Source organism: Streptomyces galbus (genome assembly GCF_005280195.1).
Classification (GTDB): domain Bacteria; phylum Actinomycetota; class Actinomycetes; order Streptomycetales; family Streptomycetaceae; genus Streptomyces; species Streptomyces galbus.
This window is the reverse complement of the sequence record NZ_SZPR01000035.1, coordinates 14,083-35,420: the sequence shown is the minus strand read 5'-3', so window position 1 is coordinate 35,420 and position 21,338 is coordinate 14,083. Positions and strand designations below refer to the sequence as shown.

At 73.8% G+C, this 21,338-nt stretch carries 22 protein-coding genes and 1 pseudogene; 10 read left to right on the top strand and 13 right to left on the bottom strand.

What is annotated here, in order from left to right; all coding sequences use genetic code 11:
* Positions 1–145: 145 nt before the first annotated feature.
* The 5 genes from gap to E4U92_RS32890 all read left to right on the top strand — a co-directional run bounded on the left by gap (position 146) and on the right by E4U92_RS32890 (position 6,479).
* Positions 146–1,144, top strand: coding sequence for a type I glyceraldehyde-3-phosphate dehydrogenase (gene gap, locus E4U92_RS32910; RefSeq protein ID WP_137304097.1), 999 nt, complete (start codon positions 146–148; stop codon positions 1,142–1,144).
* A gap of 364 nt (positions 1,145–1,508) precedes the next feature.
* Positions 1,509–3,281 (top strand): helix-turn-helix domain-containing protein, encoded by a 1,773-nt coding sequence (locus E4U92_RS32905; RefSeq protein ID WP_137304096.1) that lies wholly within the window; start codon positions 1,509–1,511, stop codon positions 3,279–3,281.
* Positions 3,282–3,499: 218 nt separating this feature from the next.
* Positions 3,500–4,432, top strand: coding sequence for a hypothetical protein (locus E4U92_RS32900; RefSeq protein ID WP_137304095.1), 933 nt, complete (start codon positions 3,500–3,502; stop codon positions 4,430–4,432).
* Between the two features lie 48 nt (positions 4,433–4,480).
* Positions 4,481–4,852 carry a peptidase inhibitor family I36 protein gene (locus tag E4U92_RS32895; RefSeq protein ID WP_137304094.1) on the top strand — a complete coding sequence of 124 codons (372 nt, stop codon included), beginning with the start codon at positions 4,481–4,483 and terminating at the stop codon, positions 4,850–4,852.
* A gap of 244 nt (positions 4,853–5,096) precedes the next feature.
* Entirely contained in the window at positions 5,097–6,479 is a 1,383-nt protein-coding gene (locus E4U92_RS32890; RefSeq protein ID WP_137304093.1) for an alpha-lytic protease prodomain-containing protein, read from the top strand.
* Positions 6,480–6,629: 150 nt separating this feature from the next.
* Here E4U92_RS32890 and E4U92_RS32885 read toward each other — a convergent pair whose 3' ends face one another.
* From E4U92_RS32885 to E4U92_RS32865, 5 genes are read right to left on the bottom strand one after another with little or no spacing between them, the layout of a single operon-like run.
* Positions 6,630–7,718 (bottom strand): serine hydrolase domain-containing protein, encoded by a 1,089-nt coding sequence (locus tag E4U92_RS32885; protein WP_137304092.1) that lies wholly within the window; start codon positions 7,716–7,718, stop codon positions 6,630–6,632.
* Positions 7,715–8,635, bottom strand: coding sequence for a DUF6895 family protein (locus E4U92_RS32880; protein ID WP_137304091.1), 921 nt, complete (start codon positions 8,633–8,635; stop codon positions 7,715–7,717). The genes E4U92_RS32885 and E4U92_RS32880 overlap by 4 nt, the downstream gene beginning before the upstream one ends.
* Positions 8,632–9,681 carry a DUF6895 family protein gene (locus tag E4U92_RS32875; protein ID WP_229862918.1) on the bottom strand — a complete coding sequence of 350 codons (1,050 nt, stop codon included), beginning with the start codon at positions 9,679–9,681 and terminating at the stop codon, positions 8,632–8,634. The genes E4U92_RS32880 and E4U92_RS32875 overlap by 4 nt, the downstream gene beginning before the upstream one ends.
* Positions 9,678–10,379: a hypothetical protein gene (locus E4U92_RS32870; RefSeq protein WP_137304090.1), complete on the bottom strand. Its 702-nt coding sequence runs from the start codon at positions 10,377–10,379 to the stop codon at positions 9,678–9,680. The genes E4U92_RS32875 and E4U92_RS32870 overlap by 4 nt, the downstream gene beginning before the upstream one ends.
* A gap of 22 nt (positions 10,380–10,401) precedes the next feature.
* Entirely contained in the window at positions 10,402–10,587 is a 186-nt protein-coding gene (locus tag E4U92_RS32865) for a hypothetical protein (RefSeq protein ID WP_137304089.1), read from the bottom strand.
* A gap of 335 nt (positions 10,588–10,922) precedes the next feature.
* Between E4U92_RS32865 and E4U92_RS32860 the strand changes: the two genes are divergently transcribed.
* Complete coding sequence (locus E4U92_RS32860; RefSeq protein WP_229862920.1) at positions 10,923–13,037, top strand: SpoIIE family protein phosphatase; 2,115 nt, start codon at positions 10,923–10,925, stop codon at positions 13,035–13,037.
* Between the two features lie 20 nt (positions 13,038–13,057).
* On the opposite strand, the gene E4U92_RS32855 is transcribed toward E4U92_RS32860, so the two are convergent.
* Positions 13,058–13,375, bottom strand: a complete 318-nt coding sequence (locus E4U92_RS32855; RefSeq protein ID WP_137304088.1) for a hypothetical protein — start codon at positions 13,373–13,375, stop codon at positions 13,058–13,060.
* A gap of 10 nt (positions 13,376–13,385) precedes the next feature.
* On the bottom strand, positions 13,386–13,799 hold the full coding sequence (locus E4U92_RS32850) for an SRPBCC family protein (RefSeq protein ID WP_137304087.1): 414 nt from the start codon (positions 13,797–13,799) through the stop codon (positions 13,386–13,388).
* A gap of 177 nt (positions 13,800–13,976) precedes the next feature.
* Between E4U92_RS32850 and E4U92_RS32845 the strand changes: the two genes are divergently transcribed.
* Positions 13,977–14,864 (top strand): oxygenase MpaB family protein, encoded by an 888-nt coding sequence (locus E4U92_RS32845; protein ID WP_137304086.1) that lies wholly within the window; start codon positions 13,977–13,979, stop codon positions 14,862–14,864.
* Here E4U92_RS32845 and E4U92_RS32840 read toward each other — a convergent pair.
* From E4U92_RS32840 to E4U92_RS36915, 4 genes and pseudogenes are all read right to left on the bottom strand, one after another.
* Positions 14,861–15,505, bottom strand: coding sequence for a DUF4232 domain-containing protein (locus E4U92_RS32840; RefSeq protein ID WP_137304085.1), 645 nt, complete (start codon positions 15,503–15,505; stop codon positions 14,861–14,863). The genes E4U92_RS32845 and E4U92_RS32840 overlap by 4 nt on opposite strands.
* 155 nt (positions 15,506–15,660) lie before the next feature.
* The gene (locus E4U92_RS32835) at positions 15,661–16,176 is read right to left on the bottom strand and encodes a hypothetical protein (protein ID WP_137304171.1); all 516 of its coding nucleotides are present in this window, start codon (positions 16,174–16,176) and stop codon (positions 15,661–15,663) included.
* A gap of 189 nt (positions 16,177–16,365) precedes the next feature.
* Complete coding sequence (locus E4U92_RS36920) at positions 16,366–16,788, bottom strand: hypothetical protein (RefSeq protein ID WP_241681790.1); 423 nt, start codon at positions 16,786–16,788, stop codon at positions 16,366–16,368.
* Positions 16,746–16,961: pseudogene (locus E4U92_RS36915) on the bottom strand (FAD-binding protein); the annotation flags it as partial. The gene E4U92_RS36920 and the pseudogene E4U92_RS36915, both read right to left, overlap by 43 nt.
* A gap of 106 nt (positions 16,962–17,067) precedes the next feature.
* Between E4U92_RS36915 and E4U92_RS36275 the strand changes: the two are divergent.
* From E4U92_RS36275 to E4U92_RS32815, 3 genes are all read left to right on the top strand, one after another.
* Positions 17,068–17,346 carry a hypothetical protein gene (locus E4U92_RS36275; RefSeq protein WP_174864118.1) on the top strand — a complete coding sequence of 93 codons (279 nt, stop codon included), beginning with the start codon at positions 17,068–17,070 and terminating at the stop codon, positions 17,344–17,346.
* Between the two features lie 232 nt (positions 17,347–17,578).
* Positions 17,579–18,271, top strand: a complete 693-nt coding sequence (locus E4U92_RS32820) for an alpha/beta hydrolase (protein WP_137304084.1) — start codon at positions 17,579–17,581, stop codon at positions 18,269–18,271.
* A gap of 264 nt (positions 18,272–18,535) precedes the next feature.
* Positions 18,536–19,249: an SDR family NAD(P)-dependent oxidoreductase gene (locus E4U92_RS32815; protein WP_137304083.1), complete on the top strand. Its 714-nt coding sequence runs from the start codon at positions 18,536–18,538 to the stop codon at positions 19,247–19,249.
* A 208-nt stretch (positions 19,250–19,457) separates the two neighbouring features.
* On the opposite strand, the gene E4U92_RS32810 is transcribed toward E4U92_RS32815, so the two are convergent.
* Together E4U92_RS32810 and E4U92_RS32800 are read right to left on the bottom strand one after the other, a co-directional pair.
* Positions 19,458–19,766: a hypothetical protein gene (locus E4U92_RS32810; RefSeq protein ID WP_137304082.1), complete on the bottom strand. Its 309-nt coding sequence runs from the start codon at positions 19,764–19,766 to the stop codon at positions 19,458–19,460.
* A 337-nt stretch (positions 19,767–20,103) separates the two neighbouring features.
* Positions 20,104–21,054, bottom strand: coding sequence for an SDR family NAD(P)-dependent oxidoreductase (locus E4U92_RS32800; protein WP_137304080.1), 951 nt, complete (start codon positions 21,052–21,054; stop codon positions 20,104–20,106).
* Positions 21,055–21,338: the final 284 nt, after the last annotated feature.

Sequence of the window (21,338 nt, the reverse complement as noted above, 5' to 3'; positions counted from 1 at the left end):
ACACCGGCCGGCCCACCCGTCGGCACCCGCGCCGCCGCCCGCCCGCCACCCCTGGCGCGATCCTTGCGAACCATGGCGATCGCGCCGCTGGCCCGCCCCCGGAGCCCGCGCGAACCTGGTGGGGAACCGAAGGGACATCACACTCATGACGCGTATCGCCATCAACGGATTCGGCCGCATCGGACGCAACGTGCTGCGCGCCCTGCTGGAGCGCGACAGCGCCCTGGAGGTCGTCGCGGTCAACGACCTCACCGAGCCCACCGCCCTCGCCCGGCTGCTGGCCTTCGACTCCACCGCCGGCCGCCTGGGCCGCCCGGTGACCGTGGACGGGGACACCCTGGTCGTCGACGGCCGCCGCATCCGCGTCCTCGCCGAGCGCGAGCCGGCCCAGCTCCCGTGGGCCGAGCTGGAGGTCGACCTCGTGCTGGAGGCGACCGGCCGCTTCACCGCCGCCAAGGCCGCGCGCGCCCACCTCGACGCCGGTGCGCGCAAGGTTCTCGTCAGCGCCCCCTCGGACGGCGCCGACGTCACGCTCGCGTACGGCGTGAACACCGACGCCTACGACCCGGACGTGCACACCGTCGTCTCCAACGCCTCCTGCACCACCAACGCGCTGGCCCCGCTCGCCTCCGTGCTCGACGAACTCGCGGGCATCGAGCACGGGTTCATGACGACGGTGCACGCCTACACCCAGGAGCAGAACCTCCAGGACGGCCCGCACCGCGACCCCCGCCGCGCCCGCGCCGCCGGCGTCAACATCGTGCCGACCACGACCGGCGCCGCCAAGGCGATCGGCCTGGTGCTGCCGAACCTCGACGGCAAGCTGTCCGGCGACTCGATCCGCGTGCCGGTCCCGGTCGGCTCGATCGTCGAGCTCAACACGACCGTCTCGCGCGACGTGACCCGCGAGGACGTGCTGGCGGCCTACCGCGCCGCGGCCGAGGGGCCCCTGGCCGGCGTCCTGGAGTACTCCGAGGACCCGCTGGTGTCCTCCGACATCACCGGCAACCCCGCCTCCTCCATCTTCGACTCGGCCCTCACCCGGGTCGACGGCCGCCACGTCAAGGTCGTCGCCTGGTACGACAACGAGTGGGGCTTCTCCAACCGTGTGATCGACACGCTGGAGCTGCTCGCCGCCCGCTGAGCGACCGGGGCGGCCGCGCGCCGCCCGAGACGTGACCACGGCTCCGTTCCCCCGTCCGGGGAGCGGAGCCGTGCCGCGTCCGCCGCCGCTCCCGCCCGCCGTCGTCTCCGCGGGCCGGACACCACCGTCGTACGGGCATACCGGCGCGCCCGGCCGACCGTCCCGTCGGTGAACGGCCGCCGGGCCGGTCCGGGCGGCCGACCGCCCGGCACCCCGGCGGCGAGTCGGCCCGGTCGGGCGGGGATGACCGACCCGCCCCCGGGGACACGGGGAGCGAGGCTTGCGAGTGACAGGACACGAACGGGGATCACGGGGACGGCGCGCGGGACGGCCGGAGCGCGCACTGGACCCCCAGGCCGGGCCGGTGGCCCGGTTCGCGTGGGAGCTGCGGCAGTTGCGCACCCACGCGGGCGCGCCCAGCTACCGGGTACTGGCCCAGCGCGCCCACTACGCCGCCAGCACCCTGGCCGAGGCGACGAAGGGCAGCCGGCTGCCGACCCTCGACGTCGCGGTGGCCCTCGCGGAGGCGTGCGGCGGCGACCGCGAGGAGTGGGCGGCCCGCTGGCACGCGGCGGCGGCCCGCGGGCGGGCCGAGGCCCGGCACGCCCGGGGAATGCCGCAACCGGCCGGGCCGACGGCGCGGCGGTGCCCGTACCCGGGGCCGCGGCCCTTCACCGGGGACGACGCGCCGTACTTCTTCGGCCGGGAGGAGCCGGTACGCCGGCTGGTGCGGCTGGTGACCGCGGGGGAGACGCCCGGCCCGGTGCTGCTGACCGGCCCCTCGGGCAGCGGCAAGACCTCCCTGCTGCACGCAGGCCTGCCGCCCGCCCTCGGCGCGGACTGGCACCACCTCGCCCTCACCCCGTCACGCGACCCGCTCGCCGAACTCGCCCGGCAGATCGGAGCGTTGAGGAGCGACGTCCAACCTCAGGCGCTGCGCGAGGAGTTCACCCGGACCCCCGGGGCGCTGCACCGAACGCTCAGCGCGCTGCTGCCGTGCCGGTCGTCGCGCACGCGGGTGCTCGTGACCGTCGATGCACTCGACGACGCCTTCTTCCGAAGCGTTCCCGCCGCCGAGCGGGACGCCTTCCTGGACCAACTCGCCCGTGTCGCGCGGGCCGGTGACGACCGCCTGCGCGTCGTCCTGGCGCTGCGGTCCGACGCCCCCCTGCCGGGGCTGCCGGCAGAGGGTGCGGCCCGGGTGCGGCTGGAGCCGCTGCGCGCCGAGGAGGTGCGCCGGGCCGTCCTGGGCCCCGCCGAGGCGGCCGGACTCGCGGTCGAACCCGCCCTGCTGGACGCCCTCCTGACGGATCTGGCCGGCCGGCCCGGCGCACCCGCGCTCCTGTCGGACGCCCTGCACCACACGTGGACGCGGCGCACCGGTGACGTCCTCCGGCTGTCCGACCACCTGTCCGCGGGAGACGTCGGCGCGAGGGTGGCGGAGGGAGCCGAGCGGGCGTACGCCGCCGCCACGCCGGACGAACGACGGCTGCTGCGCGCCCTGTTCCTGCGCCTCACCGCCCTGGGCGACGGCACCGACGACACCCCGCGCCGTGTCGACCGGGGCGAACTGGTCGGCCTGGCACCGCGCGACGACCTCGACCGGCTCCTCGGCGAGCTGGCCGACGCCCGCCTCGTCGTCCTCGACGCGTCCACGGCCGAACCCGCGCACCCGGCCCTGGTCACCGCCTGGCCGAGGCTGCGCCACTGGCTGGCCGACGACCGCGAGGGCCTGCGTACCCACCGCCGCCTGACCCTGGCCTCCGCCCACTGGCACACGTCGGGCCGTCACCCCGGCGCGCTGGACCGCGGCGCGCGACTGGCCACCGCCCGGTCCTGGGCGCGGCGGCAGCCGGACGACCTCAGCACCCGCGAGCGCGCCTTCCTGACCGCCTCGCGCGCGGCCGAGCGGCGCCGCCGGTGGGCCGTGGTGCTGCTCGTGGCCCTGGCGACCGTACTCGCCGCACTGGCCGGCGCACTCGCGCTGCACGCGCTCCTCGCCGACCCCGACGCCCCCGCCGACCGGCGGGGCGGCTCCCACGCCGTGACCCACGCGATCGGCGCCCGCCTCGTCGACGCGGCGCCCGCCCAGCCCGCCCCGGACGACAGCCCCACCGACCCGCGACAAACCGCCTGACCTGCGCCGACGCATTGTCGGGTTGTCCAGACCCCGCCGACGAGGCTTTCGGACAACTCCCCGGTGCCCTTCGCTGGATCCACCGCACCCCGGCCGGCCGGTCCCGCCGCCGGCCGGGGCGCGGCGAGCGCCGTACACCTACGCCTCCGACGCACGCCTCCCACGTACCCCTGCGACACCCCACCCGCGTCACGACACCCGCGAAGGAGCACCGCACCATGGGCCGCACCAAACGCGCGCTGGGCACCACGGCCGTCACGGCGGCCGTCCTGCTGCTGGGCGCCTGCGACGCCACTTCGCCCGGGCCCGCCGACCCCGCCCCCGCGGGAGCCCCCCTGTCGGCCGCCCAGAAGGCGACCCTGCACCGCGCGGAGGAACGCCTGGTCCACCGCTGCATGCACGACCGGGGCTGGGCCTACCGGGAGACGCCCCCCGACGACCCGTCCGCCCGCGACCGGGGCCCCGGGCGCAGCTTCCCGTACCTCGTGACCGACGTCGCGTGGGCCGAGACGTACGGCTACGGCGACGCGTTCACCCCGGCCGCCGGCGCCGCCCCGGACGCGCGCCGCGCCGCACCCGCCCGCACGGGGCAGGCCGCCCCGGCGCGCCCCTCGGCGGACTGGGCACGCGCCCTCTACGGCACGGGCCGCCAGGTGTCGGTGGAGCTGCCCGGCGGCGGCCGGCTCAGCACCAGCGACCGCGGCTGCCTCGCCTCCGCCCGCAAGACCCTCTACGGGGACCTCGGACGCTGGTTCCCGGCCCGAAGGCTCTCGGACAACATCGACGTCTTCGTCCGCCAGCGCGTCCGCGACGACGACGACTTCAAGGACGGCGTCGCCGCCTGGAGCCGGTGCGCCCGCACCCGCGGGCACGACGTCGCCTCGCCCGGGCAACTGCGCGCGGAACTCGACCGGCGCACCCCGGGCAGCACACCGGCCGAGGCCCACGCACGGGAGGTCCGCACGGCCGTCGTCGAGGCGACCTGTGCCCGGTCCTCCGGCCTGGCCCGCACCCTGCGGCAGCGGGAGGCGTACTGGCGCCCCCGCGTCCGCGACCGGTTCCGCGAGGAACTCGACGAGCTGGTCCGCCTGGAGCGGGCGGCGCTGCCGGAGGCGGCCACCGTCCTCCGCACGCCCGCCCCGAACCCCTGACGGACCTGGCACCACCCGCACCGCACACCCTCACGAAGGAGAACGACCATGCGACGAGCCCTTCTCGGAACGGCCCTGGCGGCGGCACTGGCGGCGGCCGGCGTGCTGCTGCCCGCCGCCACCGCGTCCGCCGCCCTCGGCGACTGCCCCCAGGGCCAGTTCTGCGTCTGGGACGACGACGACTACTCCGGCGCCCGGATGGGGTGGACCGGCAGCGACCCCAACTGGCACGACAACGGCTGGGGCGACCGGGCCGACTCCCTCTACAACAACGGCACGCCGGCCACGTACGACGACGTCCGCGTGTACATGGACGTCAACTACGTCAACGAGGACCTCTGCGTCGTCCGCGGCGACTACTACGACTGGGGCATGAACGACAACGACTACTCCTCGCACCAGTGGACCGCCTCCTGCTGACCGGCTGACCCTCGCGGCACGCAGGCGACCCGGGCCGCCGGGCACCCGTTCCGGCGGCCCGCTCGGCCGTGCGCGGCGCCGCCCGCGCGGCCCGCGCAGCACACTCCCGCGCGAACTACTGCACATGCCCGCCCGGCGTACCCCGAAGGAACCAAAACGGCGCGCGCCCCGTCATCGCACGCTCCCGCGTGGCTAGGCCTGTGGCCTGACGAACCGCTCACCGCACCCCAAGGAGGTACGCCGAATGGCAGGCAGACGTCGTGCGGTCGCCCACAGAGCCGCCCTGGCGGCACTCGGTACGCTCGCGCTCACCGCGCTCCACCCTTCCGCGTCGGCCGAGCCGGCCGCACCGCCGCACGACCGCGGCCCCCTGCCCACCGCCGCCCGGACCGTCGGCGCCGACACCCCGTCGGCCGAGGTGCTGCGCGCCCTGCAGCGCGACCTGCGCCTGACGCCCCGCCAGGCGAGCGACCGCCTGGCCAACGAGGCCGAGGCCGGCACCCGGGCCGGTGTCCTGCACAACGCCCTGGGCAAGCGGTTCGCCGGCGCCTGGGTCAAGGGCGCGACGTCGGCCGACCTCACCGTGGCGACCACCGACCGCGCGGACGTGCCCGCCATCGAGGCGCAGGGCGCGAAGGCCGTGGTCGTCCGCTGGAACCTGGACGAACTGCGCGCGGTCCAGCACAAGCTCGACGCCGCCGCCCAGCGCGTCGACGCCGCCGCCACGCCCGTCTGGTACGTCGACGTCCGCTCCAACCGCGTCGTCGTCCAGGCCACCACCCGTGCGGCCGCCGCCGCGTTCGTCAAGGCGGCCGACGCCCCCGGCGACCACACGGCCGTCCGCGTGTCCGCCCAGCGCCCCCGCCTGTTCGCGGACATCGTCGGCGGTGACGCCTACTACATCGACGACGTGGCGCGGTGCTCCATCGGCTTCTCCATCACCAAGGCCGACCAGCAGGGTTTCGTCAGCGCCGGGCACTGCGGACAGGCCGGTTCCACGACGAAGGGCGCCGACCAGACCGACCAGGGCGTGTTCCAGGCCTCCACGTTCCCCGGCGAGGACATGTCCTGGATCGCCACGAACGCCGACTGGACCGCCACGCCGAACGTGAAGGGCGACGGCGGGGCACTGGTGCCGGTCGCCGGCTCCGTCGAGGCGGTCGTCGGCGCGGCGGTGTGCCGCTCCGGCTCCACCACCGGCTGGCACTGCGGCACCATCCAGCAGCGCGACACGACCGTCGACTACGCCGAGGGCACCGTCAACGGGCTCACCCAGACCGACGTGTGCGCCGAACCCGGCGACTCCGGCGGCTCCTACATCAGCGGGTCCCAGGCGCAGGGCGTGACCTCGGGCGGCTCCGGCGACTGCACGGCCGGCGGCACCACGTTCTTCCAGCCGGTCAACCCGATCCTCGACGCGTTCGGCCTCACCCTGAAGACCACCGGGGAGACGACCGCCGTCCCGGCCGACAACAGCGGCGCGGCCGACGGCTGGAGCTCCGGCCGGGTGTACCAGGTGGGCACCACGGTCACCCACGGCCAGGTCCGCTACCGCTGCCTGCAGACCCACCAGGCGCAGAACTCCTGGGCGCCGGACGTCACCCCGGCCCTGTGGCAGCGTCTCTGAGGAGACGCCGGCCCGGCCGTCGCACGGCCCGGGCGCGCGGTGACACCACCTGCGCGCCCGGGCGCACCGGCGTGTCAGCGGGCCGTTCGGGGGCCGGCCGGCGGGCGCTTCGCCGCACAGAACCGTGCGCAGGTCCGCTCACGGGTCCGCTCACAGGTCCGCGAGCAGCCCGTACGCCGTGGCGACGAACGGATCGCGGGCGCGGAACCGGCGCGTGCACACCGCCACCAGGGCCGTCCCGAGGTCCGGCCGGAAGCCCAGGAACGCCTGCTGGCCGAGGGTCGCGCCGCTGTGGAAATACATCGCCCCGCCCCCGACCCGGTGCCGGAACCAGCTCACCGTGTGCTCCTCCAGGAGCCCCCGGCCGCGCCGCAGCACCGGCCGGCGCACCGACCGCAGCGCGCCCGCCAACGGCGTGTCGCCGGGCCGCAGGTGGGCCTCCAGGAACGTGAGCAGGTCGTGCGGGGTGGCCCGGACCGCGCCGGCCGCCTGGAAGCCGCCCGGGTCGAAGGACGGCGTGGGCGTCACCCCGTCCTTGCGCCGGCCGGTCGCGTCGAGGTCCGTGTCCCCGGGGCGCAGCGAGGTGCCGCTCAGCCCCAGCGGGCCGAGGAGGTGCTCGGCGACCAGGTCCTCCCAGGGCACCCCGGTGGCCGCGCCCAGGACGTGGCCGAGGACGGCGAACCCGAAGTTGGAGTAGTGCCAGTGCGTCCCGGGCTCGCGTCGGGGGCGGTACCGCAGGAACGCCTCGACGACCCGCTCGGACGGGTAGCGCGTGAACGGGGCGGTGGACCAGGCGGGCAGGGCCCTGCGGTAGAAATCCCCGGGCAGTCCGGGCAGTCCGGCGGTGTGCGTCACGAGGTGCGCCGGCGTGGCGCGGGACGCGTGCGGGACGTTCTCCGGCGACAGCAGGACGGCGGCCCGCTCGCCGCCGGTGAGGACCCCGCGCCGGATCAGCTCGGTCAGCAGCAGCCCGGTGAACGACTTGGTGGCCGACCCGATCTCGTAGCGCAGGTCCTGCCGGGGCAGCGCCGGGGGAGGGGCGGTGCCGCCGCACCGCACGAGTCGTCGCCCGTGCCGGGACAGCGCGAAGACGACGTCGGGGGCGTCGGCCGTGTCCACGGCCTCCGTCAGCAGCTCGGCGAGGGTTCCCTCGTCGGGTGCGTCCTCCCGTTCGCCCGGCGCCGGGACGGGATCCGGATCGCGGTCCTGGCCCGGCCAGAGGACCGTCCGGCCGCTCATGACGCCCGGGCCAGTGCGCTGAGGGACCGGGACGTGGCCAGCGTGGAGGCGAAGGCGGCGACCAGCGTCGGGTGGTACACGACGTCGAACAGGTCCTGGGGGTCGTCCACCGCGGGCAGGTCGCCCACCGCGGGCACGGCGCCGTCCGGCTGCTGCGCCCCGGCGAACGCCGTCCAGGCCGCTTCGTCGAGGGTCGGCCGGGGCAGGCAGGCGTCGACGACGAGGAGTTCGCCCAGCAGGTCCCACCGGCGCAGGTCGCGCCAGTCGTCGAGCCACACGGGCAGCCAGGCGGCGAGGTAGTCGGCCAGGCGCGGCGGCAGCCCGTCCGGGTCCTCGCCCCAGCGGGTCAGGTGGAAGACGGTGTGCGTCACGTCGTAGGCGATGTGCCCCTCCACCGTCCACGGCTCGGGTGTGCGCGCCAGCCAGGTCGACGGCAGCACCTCGTGCTCCTGGGGGCGCGGAGTCAGGCCGAAGCGCCGCTGGAACGCGGACAGTCCGAGCCGCCGGTTGGGTTTCGTCTCGCAGGCGGTCGAGCTGGCCAGACGGTGGTTGAGCAGCACGTACCGCTCGAGGTCGGGCATGCGGTGTCCCAGCTCCCTGAACGGCAGGTACACCTCGCCGGGGATCGGTGAGAGCGGCTCGATGCGCTGGCCGCGGACCAGCATCCGGCCGCCGTCCAGGGTCTCTCGCCAGGCGTGGTCCAGCAGGCCGCGTGCCAGTTCGGCCTGCCGCGACCCGGCGACGCCCTCGCGGAACAGCACGGCACAGATCTGGGCGAGTTCTCCCACCGGCTTGAACCGCTCCAGGAAGCCGATCTCGGGGTCCACGCCGGACTCCAGCCGGAAGCCGTCCCGGTGGGCCCACAGCCATTCCAGGGCGCGCACGCCCACCGTGTGCAGGAGACGCGTGTCGGTCATCCGGGGACTCCTGTCGTCATCCACGACGGCGAGGGCTCGTCGCACACGCCGTCCCACCGGGCGAGCGTCAGCCCGGCGGCGAAAGCGGCCATGAGAGTGGAGTGGTAACAGGTGCGGAAGCCGTGCCCGTCCGGCCCCGGGGCGCCCTCGTCCCGGGGGACGGCCTCCTGGGACGGGGCCGCCTGCGGCATCCGGGTGTCGACTTCGCACAGGGCTCCCGACGTGTACTGCGCCCTCGCGATCCGGGGCCAGGTCTCGCCCAGCGCCGCCTCGAAGGCGGCATCGGTCCTGGCCGTGGGCACGAGCGCCGCCACGGCGGCCACCTCACAGGCGAGGTCCCACAGGCCGGCCTCCAGACACGTCACCAGCCAGGCGGGCGACCAGTGCGCCAGGTGGTCGGCCACCGCCGCGGGCAGGCCCGGTCCGCCGCGGCCCCAGTCGGTCAGGTGGAACACGACGTGGGTGAGGGCGTAGCCGGAGGCCCGCTCGAACGTCCAGGGCTCCGGCAGCCCGCCCAGCCAGGTCCGTGCGAGCAGCTCGGACTCGTGGTCGTCCCGGTGGAGCCCGATCTGCCGTTCGGCGCACAGCACGCCCAGTCGGCGGGTCGGGTGCTGTTCGGTCAGCCGCCAGCCGCGGGTCGCGGCGACGGTGGCCGCGGCCCGTTCGTAGCCGGGGTGGCGCAACCCGGCCGAGGCGAAGGCCGCGTACACCTCCAGCGGGTACGTGGCGAACGGTTCGCCCCGCTGCAGAGGGAGGAACAGCGCCCCCTCCCCGGTCTCCCGCCAGGCGAAGGCCAGCAGCTCGCGCGCGCACGAGTGGACCGGGTCCGACGGGGGCGTGCGGGCGCACAGGGTCGAGCAGACCTGGGCCAGTTCGCCGAGCGGCTTCCAACTGTCGTTCACCCGGCCGTCCGGCGCGAGGGCGCCGTCGCCGAGCAGGAAGTGCGCCCGGTTGCGGGAGAGCCAGCGCAGCGCCGCCTCCTGAACCGCCCGCGCCGTCCGCCGCAGGTCCGACCCGGCCACCTGCCGCACGTCGGCCGCGCTCACACGGACACCCCGCTGCCGATCAGCCGCGCGGCCCGCACCTGGAGCAGCACGCGGGCGTCCCCGCCGCCCATGAGTTCGACGAAGTCCAGTCCGCTCGGCAGGCCCAGGGTGTGCGGCACATCGGGCAGCACCGCCAGCCAGCGGCCGGCGCCGGCCGCCTGGTACCAGTCGCGGCGGCGGATCGCGCGCACGAACCCCCGGGCGACGTCCAGCGTGCGGCCCCGGGCGAGGCGGGCGACCGCGCAGTCCTGCCCGGGCAGCGCCAGCGGGGCGAGCACCGCGAGGTGGTGGGTGAGCGAGGGCCACGGTGCGCCGGTCAGCCAGGAGGCGTCGGGTTCCGGGCCCGGCTCCGGGACGGGCCCGGAGGGTGCGCCGACCCGGCGCAGGGTGTGGCCCAGGGCCCAGTGGCTCCACGCCACGGTGGGCGCCGCCGTGACCGGCGGCGGGTAGGCGTCGAAGGCCCGGCGCGCCAGGTCCACCTCGGGGCCGGTGGGCGCGGTGCCGTCCAGGACGGCCGGCAGGAGCAGGTCGGCTCCGAGGACCCGGGCCGCCGCGAGGTCGAGATCGCTCGTCGACCGGACCGTTGCGTGCAGGTCCTCCCGCGAGGTGCGGCCCCCGCCCCGAAGGGCGGAGGCCACACCCGAAGCGAGGTCCTGCACAGCGCCCTGCAAGAGGGCGGAAGCGCCTGACTGCTTCATGGGGAACGTTCCCGTCAGCCGGTCAGCGCTTCTTCGGGCGCGGAGTCGGCGGCGAGAGGAGCAGGCTGCCCTCACCCTGGATCAGCGCGAGCGCGGCGCATTCCCTGCTGTCCCGGAAGACGCCGTCCGCCTCGGCGGGGTCGAGCACCGCCTCGAGGTCGACGTCGCGGATGCGGACTTCTTCGACGGTCTTCTCTACGGAAGCCATACCAACCATCTCCCTGTGATTGAGCTGCGGTTGGGCTCACCCCTTTTAGTGTCCGATTGCGTCCGAATAATGCAGAAAAATATCAATCGGCGGAAATTACTTGTTCAATGTCCGCACGGTGTAATTGCTGCTCGCCGCTATTGCTGCGCGATGCGGAAATGGACGTGCCGAATCAGCGCCGTGACCCCGGCGGGGTTCCCCGGGCGACGACGGTGTGCCCGCGCCCCCGCACAGGCGTAGCGTCGCCCTATGGACGGTGCCGGGTACGGCGGAGCAGCGGTGCGCGACCGCGGGCGGTGCCGTGCGGCCGCCGGCCGTCCCGCGGGAGGTGTCCCGTGACCGGCCCGGCCGATCGGGCCGACGGGACCCCACAGCGGGACGCCGCGCTCGCGGAGACGGTCCGCCGTACCGGCGCGTCCATCGGCGCCCTGTACCTGCTCGCGCCGGACCAGCAGATGCTGTGCATCGACGCCCTGTGCGGAGCCCCGGCCGAGTTCGCCCTGCCCTGGGCGCGGGTGCGCCTCAATTCCCCCGCCCCCGTGGCCCACGCGGCCCGGGAGGACCGCCTGATCTGGCTGGGCGACCAGGAGGAGCTGGCGCGCCTGTACCCGCGGACCGCGCTGGCCCTGCCGTACCCGCTCGCCATGGCGGCCGCCCCGGTCACCGGCGTACGGCGCTGGGGGACGCTGCTGCTGATGTGGCCGGCCACCCGTCCGCCGTACATGACGGCCCGCGAGCGCGGCAACATCGCGTCGAGCTGCCACCGCCTGGCCCGGCTGCTGGAGGAGACCTCCGAGCACGGCGGCCCCGTGGTGTGTGACGGCGGGCCGCGCGTCGTCCCCGTCACCGACGAGCGGCGGTCGGTGAGCCCGGCCCTGGCCGCGGCCGACTTCGCCGAACGGCTGCCCGGCGGCAGCGTCGCCCTCGACCTGGAGGGCCGCTTCACCTACGTCAGCTCGGGCGCCGCGGACCTCCTGGGCCTCGGGGCCGAACAGTTGCTGGGCACGCTGCCCTGGCAGTCCCTGCGCTGGCTCGACGACCCCACCTACGAGGACCGCTACCGGGCGGCGGTGCTCAGCCGGGAGCCCGTGTCGTTCACCGCCTGCCGCCCACCGGGCCAGTGGCTGGACTTCCACCTCTACCCGGACGCCAGCGGCATCAGCGTCCGGATCGTGGACAGCGGCGCCCCGCTGCCCGCCGCGCCGGCGCCCCGCCGGTCCGGCCGTACGGTGACCCCGGCCCGCGCGGGCCGGCTCTACCAGCTCACGCACCTGGCCGCCGCGCTGACCGAGGTGGTCAGCGTCCAGGACGTCATCGACCTGGTCGCCGACCAGATCATGCCCGCGTTCGACGCCCAGGGCCTGGTGCTGTCCTCCGCGGACGCCGGCCGGCTGCGCATCATGGGGCACCGCGGCTACAGCCGGTTCTCCGTCGAACGGCTCGACGGACTGCCCCTGGACACCAGCTTCACCCCGGCCGGCCGCGCCCTCGCCAGCGGCATCCCCGCCTTCTTCCACGACGCGGAGGAGATGCGGCGCATCTACCCCGACGCCCCCCAGGTCAGCGGCAAGCAGGCCTGGGCCTTCCTGCCGCTGATCATCTCCGGCCGGCCCGTCGGCATCTGCGTGCTCTCCTACGACCGGCCGCACGACTTCCCGGCCGAGGAGCGCGCCGTCATGACCTCGCTGGCGGGCCTGGTCGCCCAGGCGCTGGACCGGGCCCGCCTGTACGACACCAAGCACGCGCTCGCCCACGGCCTGCAGCAGGCGCTCCTGCCCCGGGCCCTGCCGCGGTTCAGCGGCCTGCGGGTCGCCGCCCGCTACCTGCCCGCCACCCGCGGCATGGACATCGGCGGCGACTTCTACGACCTGATCCGGCTCGCCGACGGCGCGGCCGCCGCCGTGATCGGCGACGTGCAGGGCCACAACGTCGCCGCCGCCGCGCTGATGGGCCAGGTCCGCACCGCCGTCCACGCGCACGCTGCCGCCGGCACCACCCCCGACCAGGTGCTCTTCCGTACCAACCGGCTGCTCACCGACCTCGGCTCCGACCTGTTCACGAGCTGCCTCTACGCCCACGTCGACGTGGCCCGCGGACGCCTCGGGCTCGCCGGCGCCGGCCACCCGCCGCCCGTGCTGCGCCTTCCCGACGGCACCGCACGCCCCGTGCCCCTGCGGCCGGGACCGCTGCTGGGCATCGACCCGGTCGCGGAGTTCCCCGTCACCGACCTCCCGCTCGTCCCCGGCGCGACCCTGGTCTTCTACACCGACGGCCTGGTCGAGACCCCCGGCACCGACCTGGGGGACTCCATCACCGCGCTCGCCCGGCACCTCGCCGACGCCGACGACGGGGACCTGGACCGCCTCGTCGACGTCCTCCTGAGCCGGACCAGCACCACCGCCCAGCGCACCGACGACATCGCGCTCCTGCTGCTGCACCGGGAGCGCTGAGCGGCGTACCGGTCACCGGGTCAGGGCCGGGGGTTCGTCCGGTGCCAGACCGGCCGTGCGTCGCTCCCGCGGCGCCCCGCGACGGAGGCGCACCGCGGGCACTGGCGCTGCACCCGGTCCGCCGCGCCGCCCGACTCGGGGAAGGTGTCCGTCCAGGTGACGCCCGCGAAGCGGATCAGCCGCGAGCGGCTGAGCGACAGCCCGCACACCGTCTCGTTGCGTCCCGGCTCCCACGCGTGCACCTCCCCGGCCGGCAGCCGGCGGCGGCCCTCCTCCTCGTCCGTCCACTGCCCGGAGGCGGCGACGGCGTACGACTTGCCGCGTCCCTTGCCGCGCATGATCCGCACCTCACCCGGCCGCGTTGTCGACGCGCAGCCGCACCTGTTCCTCCAGGCGCCGCAGGCTGCTGTCCAGGGCGTCCCGCACGGCGTCCTCGCCCGGGTCGTGGGCCTCGTCGAAGAACGACAGGTGCACGATCACCTCGCTGGCGCCGCTGTCCACCCCGGCGACCTGCAGCCACCCGGTGTAACCGCCGCGTTCGCGGGTGCCCCACTCGATCCGCATCTGGTCGGGCCGCGCCCGCAGGGTCGCGGAGGTGTCCTCGTCCGTGCGGTCCTCGTGCACCGTGACGGACGGCGGCTCCTCCGCCCGCACGTGCAGCGCGTCGGGCAGCCAGGTGTCCATCTGCTCGACCTGGGCCGCCTGGTCGAACACCTGCTCGGGCTGGGCGGGCATCGTGCGGGAGCGCTCGTACTCGCTCATCGCGTCACCGTCCTCGGATCGGGGAGACGTACAGCGGACGCGTGCCCGAGCTGACCGGACGCAATCGTCCTTCCGCACCCCGCCGCCCCGGCGCGAGGTGTCGCGTCGGGGCAGCGGGGCAGACGTGAGGACGGGGGAACCGGGGGACATCCGCGGGAGAAGGAGGCCGGAGCGCTCATGAATCTCCTTCCGCCGGGCGCGTCGACGGTGCGCGACCGGATCGGTGCCGCGATCTTCGCCCGGGTGGCCGGTCCGGACGGCCCCCGCAACCGCGCCGCGATCCACGGCACCCCCGGCCCGCGCTGGTTCGGCCCCGACCGTCCCGTCCGGCGCGTCCACGGGGACGCGTCCATGTTCATCGGCGGCCTGTCCGCGCTGCTCCTCCAGTCGCTGCACCCCCTCGCCATGGCGGCGGTCGCCGCCCACTCCGGCTTCCGCGGCGACCCCTGGGGACGGCTGCAGCGCACCAGCACCTTCCTCGCCGTCACGACGTACGGCACCGCCGACAGCGCACGGGCCGCCTGCGAGCGGGTCAGCGCGGTGCACGAGACGGTCCGAGGCACCACCGCCGACGGCCTGCCGTACGCCGCGTCCGACCCGCACCTGCTGTGCTGGGTCCACGTCGCCGAGGTCGACACCTTCCTGCGCGCCCACCAGCGCTACGGTGCGCACCCCCTGGACGACGAGGGCTGCGACGGCTACGTCGCCGACATGGCGCGCATCGCCCGTGAGCTCGGCATCCCGGACCCGCCGGCCGACCGGGCCGAACTCGCCGAGCGCCTGGCCGCCTACCGCGGCGAACTGCGGGCGACGGCCGAGGCGCGCAGCACCGCCCGTTACCTCCTCCTCAACCCGCCGGTGCCCCTGGTCGCCCGCCTGCCCTACGGCGCCCTCGCCGCCGGCGCGGTCTCCCTGCTGCCCGGCTGGGCCTCCCGCGAGCTGCGGCTGCCCCGGCTGCCCGTCGCGGAGGACCTGTGCGTCCGCCCCCTCGGCACGGCCGTGACCGCGGGCCTGCGCTGGGTGCTGTCGCCGACGCGCGCGGCCGCGGGGGAGACGACGGGCTAGAGACTGAGGGCGTCCTCCGCGTTGTCCACCCAGGGGGTCACGGAGTTGACGGTGGGGGAGACGTACAGACCCGGCGTCGAGGCGGTCAGGGGCTTCTGCTCCAGGTCGGACTCGGTGTCCATGGTCAGCGCGATCGAGTCCACCGTGCTGCCCGTGCCGTCGTGGGTGCCGCCCAGGAGGCCGGCGTAGGCCGACTCGCCCGGCTCGAGCCGCAGCGCGTCCTCGATGCCGGGGGCCCCGCCGCGCTGCGTGGCCTGCCCGTCCAGGTCGCCGAACGTCACGACGGGGTGGCCGAGGGCCCGGCACGCCTTGCCGCTGCTGTTGGTGATCTTCAGCAGGTAGCTGCTGGTCGTCGGCTCCGCCAGGTGCGCGGTGAACGTCACGTCGTACGTGCTGCACGGGAAGACGTCGAAGTCGGCATCCGTCGCGGACGACGACGCGGAAGGAGCCGGAGGGGTGGCGGAGGCCGACGGGGCCTTCGGCGCGGCGGAGGGCTTCGACGGCGCCCCGGACGGGGTAGTGCCGGCGGACGGTGCCGTGCTCCCCGCGTCCGAGGCGCCGTCCTCGGACGGACCGCACGCGGACAGTGCGAGCGCGGACACGGCGGCGAGGACGACGGCGGCGGTGCGAACGGTGTTCATGGTGTGCTTCCCCCGAGTGAGCGGCGCCGGTGCGCGCCGGACTGGGCACCAGCATCCCTCGGGTTCTTCACAGCCCGGTGACGGAATCTCGCCGACTCGACCACCGTCGCGCACCCCCGGCCGCCGCCGTCGTCACCGGCCGCGGCAGCCGGCGGTCAGCAGCCGCCGCAGTTGTAGTACAGGACGTCCCAATGGTTGCCCTCGTCGGCGTAGACGTTGCCCGAGCCCGACTGGTACTGCGGGGCGCCGTCCCCGCGCACCCCGATGTAGGTGAAGGTGTTCTTGATGTAGCTCGTGAGGCAGGTGGACTTGGCGTAGTCGAGCTTGTAGCCGTTCCAGTGCGAGTACGTCCCCGAGGCGTGGCCGGTCTCGGTCCCGCCGGTGATGTTCAGGGCGCACCCGGTGGCCCGCTTCAGGGTCTGGGCGCCCTGGGCGGTGGCGAGGTTGAGCTGCTCGAACGACGTACAGGTGGAGTTGTAGCGGTCCGAGCAGTTGCCGGACGACGACCAGGTGATGCCGACCTCGCGGAACATCGAGGTGGCGGTGGCGTGGCTGATCTTGGTGACGGCGAACGCCTCGCCGGCTCCGCCGATCACTACGGCACCGGGGGCGACGACGAGGGCGAGAGCGGTCAGGACCGATCGGATCCGGACGCTGCGCAAGACCTTCATGAGGGTCTTCACGGGTGATCCTCCCTGCGGTGAGTCAGGCGACCTGTGGGGCGACCGTGCAGGTGGTGCGCGACGATGATGCCCGAGTTCTACGCGCGTCCGCCATAGGCCGGCACGCAGCGGTGCGCGCGCTGGCCGCGGGGAATCCCGACGACGCCCTCAATCCCCCGAAATGCCCTCCCGCACGCCTCAGAAGACACCCTGACCCGGCGTCAGCATGCCGTGCGGGTCGTACGTCCGCTGGGCGGCGGCCAGTTGCGGCCACGCGGCCCCGAACTGGGTGTGCCAGTCCGCCCGTCGAAGGGGACGCGGCCCACCGGGTACTGCGTGCCGGCCGCGGCGGCCGCGGCTTCGTAGGCGGCACGGTTCGCGGCCAGGGTGCGCCGCACGGCCGCGGTGTCGTCGGGCGGGGACGGCGCCGAGGACCGAAGAGGTACGGCGCCGGGTCGTCGGGCGTGCGGAACAGCGGCCTCGTGAGACGGTCGCGCCGGATCGGGTAGAGCTGGTATGCCGCCGACCGACAGCGTGCCGCCGACGGAGAGTTCGAGGTAGTCGGTGAAGACCGGCGGGGTCAGGCTGTGCGCCAGGGTCCCCCTGGCGACGTCGCTCCACTTTGCGCCCGCGCCGACGGTGACGGTGGCGCTGTCGGGGCCGAGCGCGCCGATCGCGGCCAGCGGGGCCGTCTCGACGACCAGTCCGCCCCGGACCTGTGCCTGCCCGCTCGGCGCATGCCCCTGGCCGCGTGCGGCGACCGGGGTGCGGTGCCGCGCGCAGAAGCGGACCATGGCGGCGACGTCGCGGACGGAGCCCGGCCGCAGCACGGCGAGCGGGCGCCGGTGCACGAGTCTCGACGACCAGTCCGCCCCGGACCTGTGCCTGCCCGCTCGGCGCATGCCCCTGGCCGCGTGCGGCGACCGGGATGCGGTGCCGCGCACAGACGTCGCCAGGGCGACCCTGGCGCACAGCCTTACCCCGCCGGTCTTCACCGACTACCTCGAACTCTCCGTCGGCGGCACGCTGTCGGTCGGGTTCTACACCGCGTTGCACTCGGCCGTCGAGCAGGGCCGGCAGCCCATGACGATCGTGGTGACGGCCGGACAGCGAATCGGGAGACTCACAGCAGTCGCGATGACGGGCACAGCTGCCCGCACTGCCGCTCCATCGCGATGACCGGCGTGTCACGGTCTGAGGCGGGCGGTCGCGCCGCACGCCGTGGCCGTTTCCGTGGGCATCCTGGCCATCGGGGCGTGACCCCGGGATGGCTGGTGAGGGGAGGGTGGAGGCCCGGAAGGCAGCCGTTCAACTCCCTTGAGGAGGACGCTGTGGCGAAGGATCGCCGGTGTGGCCGTTTCCGGACAGTGCGTGAAAACAGATCATGCTGGTTTCTGCGAGAGGTAGCCCTGTGCCTGACAAGCCTGCGATCGTCCTGGTTCACGGATTCTGGGGCGGCGCTGCCCACTGGGGCAAAGTCATCACCGAGCTTCGCCGCCGCGGGTTCACCTCGCTGCACGCGGTGGAGAATCCGTTGACCTCCCTGGCCGACGATGCCGAGCGCACGCGCAGGATGGTCCGTCAGATCGACGGCCCCGTGGTGCTGGTCGGCCACTCGTACGGAGGAGCGGTCATCACCGAGGCCGGAGACCTGCCCCAGGTCACCGGACTGGTCTATGTGGCTGCGTTCGCGCCGGACGCTGGGGAAAGCCCTGGTCGGATAAGCCAGGAGGCGCCCCCTGCGGCCATTGAGAACATCACGGCCGACTCCGATGGATACCTGTGGGTAAAACAGGACAAGTTCCACGAGAGCTTCGCCCAGGACTTGTCGGACGAGGAGGCGCTGATCATGGCGGTGACGCAGAAGGCGCCGCTGGGATCGACGTTCGGAGATGCCGTCACGGCGCCGGCCTGGCGCGTGAAGCCGACTTGGTACCAGGTCTCCACCAGCGACCGCATGATCCACCCGGACAACGAGCGCCGCATGGCCCAGCGCATGAACCCGCGCAAGACGATCGAGCTGGATGCCAGCCACGCATCCCTCGCCTCCCAGCCGGGCCCCGTCACCGACCTCATCGAGGAAGCCGCAGGCGCCGGCGCCTGAGCCCGGGACTGATGGGCAGGGCTTGCACGTTCGTCCCGTGTTTTCTGTTCTTTGCCGGAATGGGTGGGCGGGCCGCAGTGATGCGGTCTATGGACAGCGAAGGGCAGACAAGCCCATGGAGCCTGCAATGACAGGGGGCGCCCCAGCCGCCAGGTCAAAAAGAGAGCTTACTGCGTCGTAGCCGTCGACCAGGCTTCACTCAGGCAATATGCGTAATCCATGCCGCACATGGCACGAAACCAAAATGATTCGAAGGAGACCGTCATGAGCATTCGGACTGAGAAGGTCGCAGTCATTACGGGTGCGTCACAGGGTATCGGAGCCGGGCTGGTCGTCGCCTACCGCAAGCTCGGGTACAACGTTGTCGCCACGTCTCGGAACATCGCTCCTTCCGAGGACTCAGGCGTACTGACCGTTCCGGGTGACATCGGCGATCCGACCACCGCCGAGCGCGTTGTCGAAGCCGGTATCGAGAAGTTCGGGCGCATCGACACTCTGGTGAACAACGCCGGAATCTTCATCGGCAAGCCCTTCACCGAGTTCACCGAGGACGACTTCGCCAGGGTGCTCTCAGTGAATGTGCATGGCTTCTTTCACATCACGCAGCAGAGTGTTCCTCACATCCTCGCCCAGGGCGGCGGGCACATCGTCCAGATCACGGCCAGTACCGCCCAGCACGCGATTGGCGCGTCCAAAGCCACTCTGGCCGCGCTGACCAAGGGAGGTCTGAATTCCGTCACCAAGGCCCTCGCCACCGAGTACGCCGAGCAGGGCATCCGCAGCAATGCCGTCGCCCTCGGCGTCATCAAGACTCCCATGCATGACGTCGAGACGCATGAGTCCCGCGGCACTGTGAATCCCCTGGGCCGCATGGGCGAAGTCGACGATGTCGTCGATGCTGTGATCTACCTTGAGAACGCTCCGTTCGTGACTGGCGTCATCCTTCCCGTAGACGGTGGCCAAGGCGCCGGCCACTGAGCCTGGTGGGGAAGTCGCGGTGGTCCCGGACCACACGACCGCCGCGGCCTTGTACGACTCGAACAACGAGGCCATTGCCGCTACACGCCAACCACGCCGCCTGCCTCCGCAGTCTCTTCGAGGACCTCGCGCACATCATGCCCACTCAGGCGGAATAGCCGAGGGCGGAGGCGAGTGTCATCGGTTGGATCGCCGTCGCCGCGGTCGGTCAGACTGAGTGCCCTTGCGACCGTAGCCAGCGGTGCACGGTGTCCTTGTCCGCCGGGGTGATCCGCACGTCGCTTTCGACGTGCGGGCCCTCGTCTTCATTGAATGCCGTGTCCGTGACGCGTGCGGTGACCCACGTGGCCAGGTCCTGTGCAGCCGGTTCAGGAAGGGAGCCTTGTTCCCAGCCGGCACGGGCCGCGCCGGCGGCGTCATGGTCGTGCTGTTCGGTCTCGGACAGCCAGGCCCTCACCAGCCGCTCCACTGTCCCGCGCTGCTGGTCGCCGATCTTCTGCCTGTCGTTGTCGTCCATGCTGTCCCGAGTGCCCGCCCCCGCTGCCGCCTCCCCTCTGCACGCCGGATGTTCCCCGACGCGGCATACCGCCTGGCCGCCATCAGATCCATGCACGGGGCACGCAGCGGTGACGGTTGCTGGTCGGGGTGTACGGCTTGGACGCCGGTTCCGGCGTCTGCCTTGGAGGTCAGGGTGAGCAGGGAGCGTCCGGCGGGGTGGGCGGGGGAGGGGCGAGCGGCGTGGACGGCTCGGCGCTCCCTGACCTGCCGGGGCAGGACAGTGTTCGGCAGGTGCGCCCTGCGCGGGCCGGACATGGCACTTGGTCACCGGACAGCGTCCTGGGTGCGGCTTTGGCCTACCGAAAGCCGAGGTGCGCATCGGTGCCGGCCAGCTCAGCGCTGGCGGCCCAAAGGCGAGCGGCGACGGCTGGGTCGGCCATGTGAGAGGGGACGGGCTCACGCCGTGGTTTGCCGCGCAGGCCGAAGACCCTCGGCCCCCACAGCTGTCCTCCCTGCACCTCCGGGTCGAGGACGGCACGGACGACGGGCCATGCTCCGGCGTCCTTGCCCTGCACTACGAGCCCGGTGGGCAGGGCTCGCAGCCGCTCACCGGGGGCTGTCGCGTGGAGCGGGGGGCGGGACGGGGTGAGGGAGTCCAGTGCGCCTCCGGGGTGGGCCACGACGCTGAGCACCGTGCTGCCGGCAGCACGCAGGCGGCGGTCGAGTTCGAAACCGAAGCACATCTGCGCCAGCTTCGATCGTCCGTAGGTGCGCTTGGGCCGATAGTCCTGGGTCGACTGCAGGTCGCCCAGGTCCAGTCGCTCGGACCGCGCCGCGAAGCTTCCGACCGTCACGATGCGGCCCGCCGACGCCGCGGACAGCAGGGGGGCCAGCCACTGGGTGAGCACGAAGTGGCCGAGGTGGTTGGTGCCGAACATCAGCTCGTGGCCGTCCTTGGTCTCTCGGCGCGGCAGGTCGTCGAGCGCGACCCCTGCGTTGTAGACCACCGCGTCGAGTTGATCGAGGTCCAGCCTGTCCACGGCGGTCTTCAGGGACGACAGGTCGGCGAGGTCCAGTTGCAGGTGCCGCACGTGCGCGCCGCGGACGTGCGAGCGGATCGAGGCGATGGCGGCCTTGGCCTTCGTGGCGTCCCGGCTGCCGAGTATGACGACGGCGCCGGTGGCGGCGAGCTGCTCCGCGGCGAAGTAGCCGATCCCGGCGTTACCCCCAGTGATCAGGAAGATCCTGCCCTCGGCACACGGCAGCCGGTGAACGTCCCACGGTCGACTCTGGGATGCGGAAGACACGATGACAGGCTCCTAGCGGTCTGGGGCAGCGTGCTCTTGGGAAGCACCAACCCGCCCAGGGTCGCAACCTCCACCGATATACCGCCGACAGATCACGGACACTGCTGACAGACTTCCGACACCCCTGGACCTCCGGGCTGTTCGCGACGGGCTCGCCGCTGGCGCCGTAGCCGTGCAGGTCGGGACAGACGACGGTGTGGTCGGCGGGCGCCGTTGATCGGAGTTGGTTGCGGCGCCCCTGAAGGGGCCGGCGGCCGGCAGCGGGCCACCGCCGCTTGACGCCG

Excerpts from the sequence above, each read along its gene's own strand:
- E4U92_RS32855 (WP_137304088.1), bottom strand. The coding sequence starts at position 13,375 with ATGCGCGGCAAGGGACGCGGCAAGTCGTACGCCGTCGCCGCCTCCGGG.
- gap (WP_137304097.1), top strand. The coding sequence starts at position 146 with ATGACGCGTATCGCCATCAACGGATTCGGCCGCATCGGACGCAACGTG.
- E4U92_RS32900 (WP_137304095.1), top strand. The coding sequence starts at position 3,500 with ATGGGCCGCACCAAACGCGCGCTGGGCACCACGGCCGTCACGGCGGCC.
- E4U92_RS32810 (WP_137304082.1), bottom strand. The coding sequence starts at position 19,766 with ATGGACGACAACGACAGGCAGAAGATCGGCGACCAGCAGCGCGGGACA.
- E4U92_RS32845 (WP_137304086.1), top strand. The coding sequence starts at position 13,977 with ATGAATCTCCTTCCGCCGGGCGCGTCGACGGTGCGCGACCGGATCGGT.
- E4U92_RS32885 (WP_137304092.1), bottom strand. The coding sequence starts at position 7,718 with ATGAGCGGCCGGACGGTCCTCTGGCCGGGCCAGGACCGCGATCCGGAT.
- E4U92_RS32865 (WP_137304089.1), bottom strand. The coding sequence starts at position 10,587 with ATGGCTTCCGTAGAGAAGACCGTCGAAGAAGTCCGCATCCGCGACGTC.
- E4U92_RS32840 (WP_137304085.1), bottom strand. The coding sequence starts at position 15,505 with ATGAACACCGTTCGCACCGCCGCCGTCGTCCTCGCCGCCGTGTCCGCG.
- E4U92_RS32895 (WP_137304094.1), top strand. The coding sequence starts at position 4,481 with ATGCGACGAGCCCTTCTCGGAACGGCCCTGGCGGCGGCACTGGCGGCG.
- E4U92_RS32835 (WP_137304171.1), bottom strand. The coding sequence starts at position 16,176 with ATGAAGGTCTTGCGCAGCGTCCGGATCCGATCGGTCCTGACCGCTCTC.
- E4U92_RS32870 (WP_137304090.1), bottom strand. The coding sequence starts at position 10,379 with ATGAAGCAGTCAGGCGCTTCCGCCCTCTTGCAGGGCGCTGTGCAGGAC.
- E4U92_RS36275 (WP_174864118.1), top strand. The coding sequence starts at position 17,068 with ATGCCCCTGGCCGCGTGCGGCGACCGGGATGCGGTGCCGCGCACAGAC.
- E4U92_RS32815 (WP_137304083.1), top strand. The coding sequence starts at position 18,536 with ATGAGCATTCGGACTGAGAAGGTCGCAGTCATTACGGGTGCGTCACAG.
- E4U92_RS32890 (WP_137304093.1), top strand. The coding sequence starts at position 5,097 with ATGGCAGGCAGACGTCGTGCGGTCGCCCACAGAGCCGCCCTGGCGGCA.
- E4U92_RS32880 (WP_137304091.1), bottom strand. The coding sequence starts at position 8,635 with ATGACCGACACGCGTCTCCTGCACACGGTGGGCGTGCGCGCCCTGGAA.
- E4U92_RS32850 (WP_137304087.1), bottom strand. The coding sequence starts at position 13,799 with ATGAGCGAGTACGAGCGCTCCCGCACGATGCCCGCCCAGCCCGAGCAG.